This window comes from Deltaproteobacteria bacterium, assembly GCA_030654105.1.
In the GTDB taxonomy this organism is placed as follows: Bacteria; Desulfobacterota; SM23-61; order SM23-61; family SM23-61; genus JAHJQK01.
The window spans coordinates 1-7,476 of the sequence record JAURYC010000133.1 but is presented as its reverse complement, the minus strand read 5'-3'; the positions used below and the strand labels follow the sequence as shown (position 1 = coordinate 7,476).

Annotated in this window: 6 protein-coding genes; 4 read left to right on the top strand and 2 right to left on the bottom strand. The window is 50.1% G+C overall.

The genetic code is table 11. From position 1 onward, the window contains the following. Window positions 1-349 precede the first annotated feature (349 nt). A complete protein-coding gene (locus Q7V48_05280; GenBank protein ID MDO9210147.1) occupies window positions 350-700 on the top strand; it encodes a hypothetical protein in 351 nt (116 codons plus the stop codon). Window positions 701-734: 34 nt separating this feature from the next. On the opposite strand, the gene Q7V48_05275 is transcribed toward Q7V48_05280, so the two are convergent. Together Q7V48_05275 and Q7V48_05270 are read right to left on the bottom strand one after the other, a co-directional pair. Next, window positions 735-1,475, bottom strand: coding sequence for a nucleoside phosphorylase (locus Q7V48_05275; protein MDO9210146.1), 741 nt, complete (start codon window positions 1,473-1,475; stop codon window positions 735-737). Between the two features lie 87 nt (window positions 1,476-1,562). Then, window positions 1,563-2,810: a Type 1 glutamine amidotransferase-like domain-containing protein gene (locus Q7V48_05270; GenBank protein MDO9210145.1), complete on the bottom strand. Its 1,248-nt coding sequence runs from the start codon at window positions 2,808-2,810 to the stop codon at window positions 1,563-1,565. Window positions 2,811-3,045: 235 nt separating this feature from the next. On the opposite strand from Q7V48_05270, the gene Q7V48_05265 reads away from it, so the two are divergent. From Q7V48_05265 to Q7V48_05255, 3 genes are all read left to right on the top strand, one after another. Next, window positions 3,046-4,719, top strand: coding sequence for a thiamine pyrophosphate-binding protein (locus Q7V48_05265; GenBank protein ID MDO9210144.1), 1,674 nt, complete (start codon window positions 3,046-3,048; stop codon window positions 4,717-4,719). Between the two features lie 23 nt (window positions 4,720-4,742). Next, the gene (locus Q7V48_05260; protein MDO9210143.1) at window positions 4,743-5,549 is read left to right on the top strand and encodes an amidohydrolase family protein; all 807 of its coding nucleotides are present in this window, start codon (window positions 4,743-4,745) and stop codon (window positions 5,547-5,549) included. Window positions 5,550-6,066: 517 nt separating this feature from the next. Next, entirely contained in the window at window positions 6,067-7,293 is a 1,227-nt protein-coding gene (locus Q7V48_05255; protein ID MDO9210142.1) for an ATP-binding protein, read from the top strand. The last annotated feature ends 183 nt before the right edge of the window (window positions 7,294-7,476 follow it).

The window sequence follows — 7,476 nt, the reverse complement described above, 5'->3', positions numbered from 1 at the left end:
TCACCATTTTTCCCATGGATCTCTCCTCTCTTTGGCAAAAAGTTGAAGTTTTTTCTTTTTATAAAAAAAGATTATAAGAAACGGACTTTGCCCAATTAGCCTTGCCAATTCTTTTATCGGCCGAACATGGACTTAGAAAAGTTTTTACTCGCTTGGGGATTCATAAGGGAGCGTTCGGCCCTAAAAGCATTCTATAGCGATTCCTAAAGATCGTCAAATGAATTGCCCCAGCCCAATTTTCTTGAACAAATTGTCTTCCGGGTGCTACTATATATGCTTAGAATTTGTCCCTCATCGATTATTGGCTATCGCGTCTCCATGAGAAGGTGATAAAGGAGGGTAAAAGAAAGTGGGAAGATGGAAACAATTAATAGGCCTAACTTTTTTCGCCCTGATGTTAATATTCTCCGTGGCCCTTGCGCAGGGCCAGGAAAAGGAGGAACTCTCCGGTAATAAAGAATCCACCCCCCAAAGCCTGGTGGAAAAAGCTAAGCAAAAAGCCAAAAAGGAGATGAAAGCGGTCAAAAAGGATATCAAAGAGGCTGGAAAAGAGTTAAAAAAGTCAGCCGCCGAATTCCCGGACAAAGCTGGCAAAGAATTTGAAAAGACCCGAGGGGCCCCTAAGAAAACCGGGAAGGAATTAAAAGAGAGATTTAAGGAGGCCTTCGAGGATTTGAAAAAATTGTTTAAAAAGAAATAAGGGCCGGAGGAAAAAAATTGAGAAAAAATTTTTTTCAGAGAGCCAGGCAAGATTCAATGGCTATCTTAGCTGCTTTTTTTGAAGCCAGCCAGAAATAAGGATTTAAGAATCCCGTTTTCCATTTGAGCGTTCCCAGTTCGTCGGAAACCACCATCAGGCCGCCAAGTTGGACTTGGCGAAAGGCGGCGACGGTAAATAGGGCGGACATTTCCATTTCCACGGCGAGGAAGCCCATCTCGGCATAACGTTTAACTTGCCCTCGGGTTTCCCGAAAGAGGGCATCCGTTGTCCAGACTTTTCCGGATAGTACTTTGAAACCTTCCTCCTGACATTTCTCCCGGCATATTTGAGCAATTAATTCATCGGCCTTGCCCGCCACTCCCTCCGGCAGGGGGTAATGAATAGAGGTTCCTTCTTCACTCAAGGCCTCGGTAGGAATGACCAGGTGGCCTGCGGAGAGATCCGGTTGCAGGGAGCCGCAACATCCGAAAGCAAAAATCTTCCGCGCTCCCATAGCGATCAGCCTTTCCAGAATAATCGCAGCCTGGGGAGCGCCTAACGGCGTTCCGAAAACGGAAATTTTTTTCCCGTCCATCCTTGTCGTACAGTAAGTCATGGAGGGAAAACGCAATCGCGCCAAAGCGGTTTTTTTAATCTTCAGTTCCTTGCGGAGAAATTCCAGGTAAGGTTCAAAAAGGGTTAGAACAATGGGGTGATCGATCTTGGGATCGCCAGGGATTTTCCGTGGTTCAATCAGGACAGCGTCTTCGTCCATCTTTCCTCCTGTAATAGCGATGGTCTGAGGGGTCAATGAGGTTGTAGGACAATTATTTTCTTTGTTCATGATGCTATGCGCTATGCCCTATGTTTTAAGGTGCCATTGAGTCCCCTGAGGGGTATCCTCCACAACAATTCCAGACTGAAGTAATTTGTCCCGGATGTCATCCGCAATTTCCCACTGTTTAGCTGCACGGAGCCTGGTTCGAATATCCAGAAGAATATCCATCAGAGGTGAAAGGATGGGCACAACATCTTTGGGACACTCGTCGAAGCGAAGGCCAAGTTGAACGATCATTCCTCTAAGCGTCTCCCGGGCCTGGGAGATCAGGTCTTCATCCTCAAAATCTTTGCAAGATTTCCAGATTATTTTATCCAAGGTCACAAGTACATTGATCAAAGCTTCCCCTTGATGATCCTGAAGATATCGATCGAAAGATTCTTTGAATGATTTAACCTGCTCCATAAATGGTTCAGCGGCAGGTTCGGTGGCCTGGATTTTTGGGGGTTCCCCGGGTTTTTCTTCGAGGGAAGGCCTGGCCAACCCTTTGAACTCATCCAAGGGGAGGATCTCTCCATCGTTGAATATCTTTTGGGAACCTCGGTGGTGCAACGTCACGCCTCCGATGCCCCGGACTAAAACTTTTTCTTCCTCGAAGTCCAGAATGCAGGCCGTATGCTCATCAATGCCGAGAATCGGGATATCCTCGGGAAGCATTTCTTCGAGCCGAATCAATCGCGGTTCCCCCATGTAGCAGAACCGGGTGTCATGGGTGCCCCCTTCGGCGTTATTCCAGTGGGGGATCACGACGATATTCAGTCCACACCTACCCAACAAATTCATTCCCTCGATCCAGTGTAATTCTTCTCCCACCTTGTATATTTCGTAAACCGGAAGCGTAAATCGGCCGAGGGTCAGGGCGGCAGCGCTGGCAGCGATGAAGCAGGCGCCGCTTTGGACCTTTTCGAAAATAATTTGAGGGATGGGAGTCCCGGCCCAATTTTTTAGGGCGTAAGTGGGGCTTCCGGGGCCCACGAAAATATAATCTGACTGGCGGAGAGTTTGAAAAGCCTTCTCGGATTCGTAGAGGGAAATATTCGTAGAAGATTTGAAGGCCATATGTTCCATAGTTTGCCCGAGACGTTTTTCGAAATATTCCCTTGTCTTTTCGAAAAGGTCGTCGGCATTCATCTGGAAGCCTGCCGGAGTATCGATGAATACGGCCTTGACAGGTGGGGTCAGTTTCTGCAGGAGATCCCGGTGCACCCGGACCATCGAATCAGTCGTCTCCCCAGAACCCATGATGGCAATGATGCCGCGGCGATAAGACATGATCCCTCCTGGCTTTAATTTACCGAGCGAATTTGGGAAAAGCAAGAAAGAAATGGGGAAGAAAGAAATGGGAAAATAATCCCCCTTCCCCTCTCCCCCCATGTGGGGGAGCGGGATGGGGTGAGGGGGAGTCGAGGGGGGGATAAAAAAATTATTGTGTTTGTATTATTTCGGAGTCATGGACTATGCTATGATAAAAAAATCAGTCTGAGCGATTTCTGCCGCAGGAGGGGCCATGCCATTTATTTCCGGGTCAACGGCTTTTTTGGAGATCCTGAAACAAGAAGGGGCGGATTGTATTTTCGGCAACCCCGGGACCACGGAGCTTCCTCTCATGGATGCCCTGCAAGGTCAAAAGGAGATTCGGTATTTTTTGGCCCTGCACGAGGGGGTAGCCGTCTCGATGGCCGATGGCTATGCGATCGCCTCGGGAAAGTTGGGGGTCGTCAATGTCCATACCACCCCGGGAATCGGGAATTCGATGGGGATGCTCTACAATGCCTACAAAGCCAATTCCCCCCTTCTGGTCACGGCCGGACAGCACGACCAGAGCTTCCTCATCACCGAACCCATCCTCCATTCCAACCTTCCCGACGTGGCCAAGCCTTGGGTGAAGTGGTCCTACGAGATCCTCCGCCTCGAGGATTTACCCCGGGCGATACACCGGGCCGCAAAAGTGGCCGTTTTCCCCCCTGCGGGCCCGGTCTTCCTTTCCCTTCCTGCTGATGTTCTAAAAGCTAAGGGAGAGATCGATCTGGGAGCTCCCACCCGGATCGATCCTCGTCTCCGGGCTTCCCAGGCTGCGATCGAAGCGGCAGCCGAAATTTTGAGCAAGGCGAAGCATCCGATTATCATCGCGGGTGATGCCGTGGCCCGCGGCGACGCCCATGCCGAGTTAGCCCGGGTGGCGGAACTGCTCGGAGCTCCTGTTTATCAACAGACGGTATCAGGAACTTGTAATTTTCCTTCTTCCCATCCCCTCTCTTTGGGACCGATTCCTCGTGTCCAGAGAACAGCCCGCCAGGCTCTACAGGATGCGGATGCCCTCTTTTCTGTCGGCGCCGATCTTCTAACCATGTCCTTGCCTTCGGAGATCGATCCGATTCCTCCCGGCCTAACCATCATCCATCTCCACCTCGACCCATGGGAGATTGGGAAGAACTACCCGGCCCGGATCGCCGTCCTTGGGGATCCCAAGGAGACCTTACCCGAATTGGAAAAAGCTCTGAAAGAAAAGATGAGCGAAAACCGGCGAAAAGAAGCCCAGCTTCGCCTGGAACAAGTACGCCAGATTAAGGAAAAGACCCTCCTGGGACTCAGAGAAAAAGCGAAAGAAGAAAGGGAGAGAATGCCTATCACTCCTCTGGTCCTGATGGAAGCTGTATGCGATATCCTCCCGGCCAATGCCGTTGTCGTCGATGAAACGATCTCTTCCGGGCGCGCTCTCAGAGCCCTGTATAAAAGCGAGGACCCCCATAGTTATTATGGTATGCGCGGTGGGGGGATTGGCTGGGGCATCCCTGCAGCCTTGGGCGTCAAGTTGGCCTTGGGCGATCGCCCCGTCGTAGCCCTTATCGGTGATGGGAGCGCCATGTATTCCTTCCAGGGTCTCTGGACCGCAGCTCATTACGGCTTGGCTGTTGTATTTGTCATTTGCAACAATAGCGGATATCGCATCCTTAAGGAGCGAACTTACGCCCTGCATGGCTACTCCGCCAAGAGTGATGCCTACATCGGCATGGACCTGGAGCGCCCCGGGATAGATTTCGTGGGCCTGGCTCGAGCTCTGGGGGTTCCGGGGGAAAGGTGTGAGAAGATTCAGGAGGTGCAAGCGGCTCTTGCTCGTGCCCTGAGCCAGCAGGGTCCGGTCTTGATCGATGTCCATCTCGACCACAGTTTCAAACCATAAAGGAGAAAGCGAAAGGATTTTAAATGATCGATACCCACACTCATATCTATCCGGATAAAATTGCTCCCAAAGTTGTTCAACGACTCCAGGCCACAGCAGGCGATCACATTCCGCTTGCGGGAGACTTCACCCTGAAGGATATAAAGGCCTATATGAAAAGATGCGCAATCGAGGCGGTCGTGACCTTCTGTGTGGCGGAAAGGCCCGAAGTAGTGGGTGCAGCGAATAACTTCCTCATTGAGATTAACGATAACCAGACCCTCTTCAGCTTCGGCACTATCCTCCCCAATATGGAGGACCCGGTAGGAGAGGTAAGAAGGATTAAGGGGAAAGGTATCAAGGGGATAAAATTTCATTCCCTCTTCCAGCCCATCCGGGCGCGAGATGAAAACCTCTTCCCCATTTATGGTGCCATGGCTCAAGAGGGTATGATTGCTTATTTCCATGTAGGGAAGGACCCTGTTAACCCTTCCCATCCTCCCGGCACCGGCCCGCAAGATATTGCCCATCTCAAAGAGCGTTTTCCCTCCCTTAAGATCGTGGCCGCTCATTTCGGTGGTCTCTTCATGCTGGATGAGGCCCGGAAGTGGATTATTGGCAGGGATATTTATATTGACACCTGTTGGGGGCCGAATATCCAGAGCCTTAGGTCGGACGAGGTGATCGATCTCATCCGCCAACATGGTGTGGAAAAAGTCCTCTTTGCCACTGATTACCCCTCTACTACAGACCCTGTCCCTCAGATTAAATGGTTCAAGGATCTTCCCTTGCAGGAAGAAGAAAAACAGCTAATTTTTCGGGAGAATGCCCGTCGGCTTTTGGGGTTATGAAAAGGCATCTATAACGAAGCGTTTTTATAATTCTGAAGATAGCCTAACCACCCCTTCTCCTTTTCCCCTATTATAAAGATAAATTTCGCAAGCCCGCTTTCCGTAAAGTGATCGATAGTTTATCGGGGGAGAAGACGCTGGTGAGGGGCTTACCTCTGCAGGATTTTTCTGGTCTATTTTTTGCAGATGATATAACATTTGAAAAAAATTGATCCTATGCACTTCAGAAGGAGAGGTCTATGGCTTCTAAAGCGAAAGATTACCCCTTGAGCTTGTCGGAGCAGAGCTCTATCTGAACGAAATATTGGGGGAAAAAGTAGACCTCGTGCCGAAGCGGGACGTGCGAGAGGAGCTGCGGGAGACCATATTCAGGGAGGCCATCGCCATATGACCCGCAAGGTTTTATTGTACATTAGGTGGCGTGAGCAGGAAAGAGAGATGTTGAAAGACAGGATTGTAAATTATATAATCCTATAAAATTGTCATGACAAATTTATAGTCATATGGAAATAGTGGCATGCGCTATCTAACACCCGAAATTGTAAGATTCTTCGCCGAAGAAGCCAAAATGGCCTTCGTTGCGGGTCCCAGGCAAGTGGGGAAAACAACTCTGGCCAAACATCTTTTGCACCAGGCAGGGATGGAGGCTTTCTATTTTAATTGGGATATAGAAAGCCACCGGAAGGCCATCATTAAAAACCCTGAAGATTTCTGGGAAAGGGCCGCCCCGATCCCCTCCCCGCGCAAGCCGCGCATATGTTTGGACGAGATTCATAAATATCCGAGGTGGAAGCGATTTCTTAAGGGTTTCTTCGATGCCCGGGGGAAAGATCTCGAAGTCCTGGTGACCGGTAGCGGGCGGCTCGACATCTATCAGCGCGGAGGAGATTCCCTATTGGGTCGGTATCATCTCTACCATTTGCATCCTTTTACGTTAGGGGAAATGTTACGTTCGGACCGCAAGACCGTTCATTCACCGGAAGAATTTTGGCAGAATCTTCTGGAAGGAAAAACCCTCTCGGGCGCCAGGGAAAGTCTTCGGGACTTGGAGACCTTGACCGGGTTCCCCGAACCCCTATTTTCCGGAAGTGAAATCCGTCTTCGGCGGTGGCGTCATTCCCGCGAGACTTTGGTGATTCGAGAGGATTTAAGGGACCTTACCCGGATTCGCGAGATTGGCCTTCTGGAAACGCTGGTTGCCCTTCTCCCCGACCGGATCGGATCCCCTTTATCAGTGAATGCCCTCAGGGAAGATTTGGGGGTGAATTTTATGACCGTCCAGGGATGGCTGGAAGCTCTGGAACGGCTTTATTATCTTTTTAAAATCCGGCCCTATGCCGGGACCTTAACCCGGACATTGAGGCGGGAAGAGAAAGTCTACCTGTTCGATTTTTCAGCCATTGAGAACCCGGGGGCAAAATTCGAAAACCTGGTTGCCCTCCATTTGCATAAGCTCTGCGAGGCCTGGACGGATTGGGGGTATGGGGATTTTGCCCTTTATTATGTCCGGGACCGGGAGAAAAGAGAGGTGGATTTCCTGATCACGGACCGCCGGAAACCCCATGCTTTGGTTGAAACCAAGTTGACAGCGAGCGATGTGGATTCGACTTTAAGATATTTCGCCGATCGGCTTAAACCCAAATATGCGGTGCAGGTCGTAAGAGAGCCCGGAAAATTTAAGAGTATTTTTACTTCAAAAGGGGTGATGTTTGCGCCAGCCACCCATTTTCTCTCTTTCATATAGTTCAGTAAAGAGGAAGGGGTAAAAAGATCGGCAAGGTCTTGATGAGGAGTGGGTAACACGGCCCTAAAAAGGAAAGAGAGGGAAGATGATGGGATTTAATGTATTCATCACGGTGTTCATCATGGTGGCGCTTATAATGCTGGCATTTTTCATTGCGAACCGGATGACCCGGCGGGCTATCTC

What these genes read in the sequence shown, in the direction of transcription:
- Q7V48_05275 (MDO9210146.1), bottom strand. Translation starts at nt 1,475, where the DNA reads ATGGACGAAGACGCTGTCCTGATTGAACCACGGAAAATCCCTGGCGAT.
- Q7V48_05270 (MDO9210145.1), bottom strand. Translation starts at nt 2,810, where the DNA reads ATGTCTTATCGCCGCGGCATCATTGCCATCATGGGTTCTGGGGAGACG.
- Q7V48_05265 (MDO9210144.1), top strand. Translation starts at nt 3,046, where the DNA reads ATGCCATTTATTTCCGGGTCAACGGCTTTTTTGGAGATCCTGAAACAA.
- Q7V48_05260 (MDO9210143.1), top strand. Translation starts at nt 4,743, where the DNA reads ATGATCGATACCCACACTCATATCTATCCGGATAAAATTGCTCCCAAA.
- Q7V48_05255 (MDO9210142.1), top strand. Translation starts at nt 6,067, where the DNA reads ATGCGCTATCTAACACCCGAAATTGTAAGATTCTTCGCCGAAGAAGCC.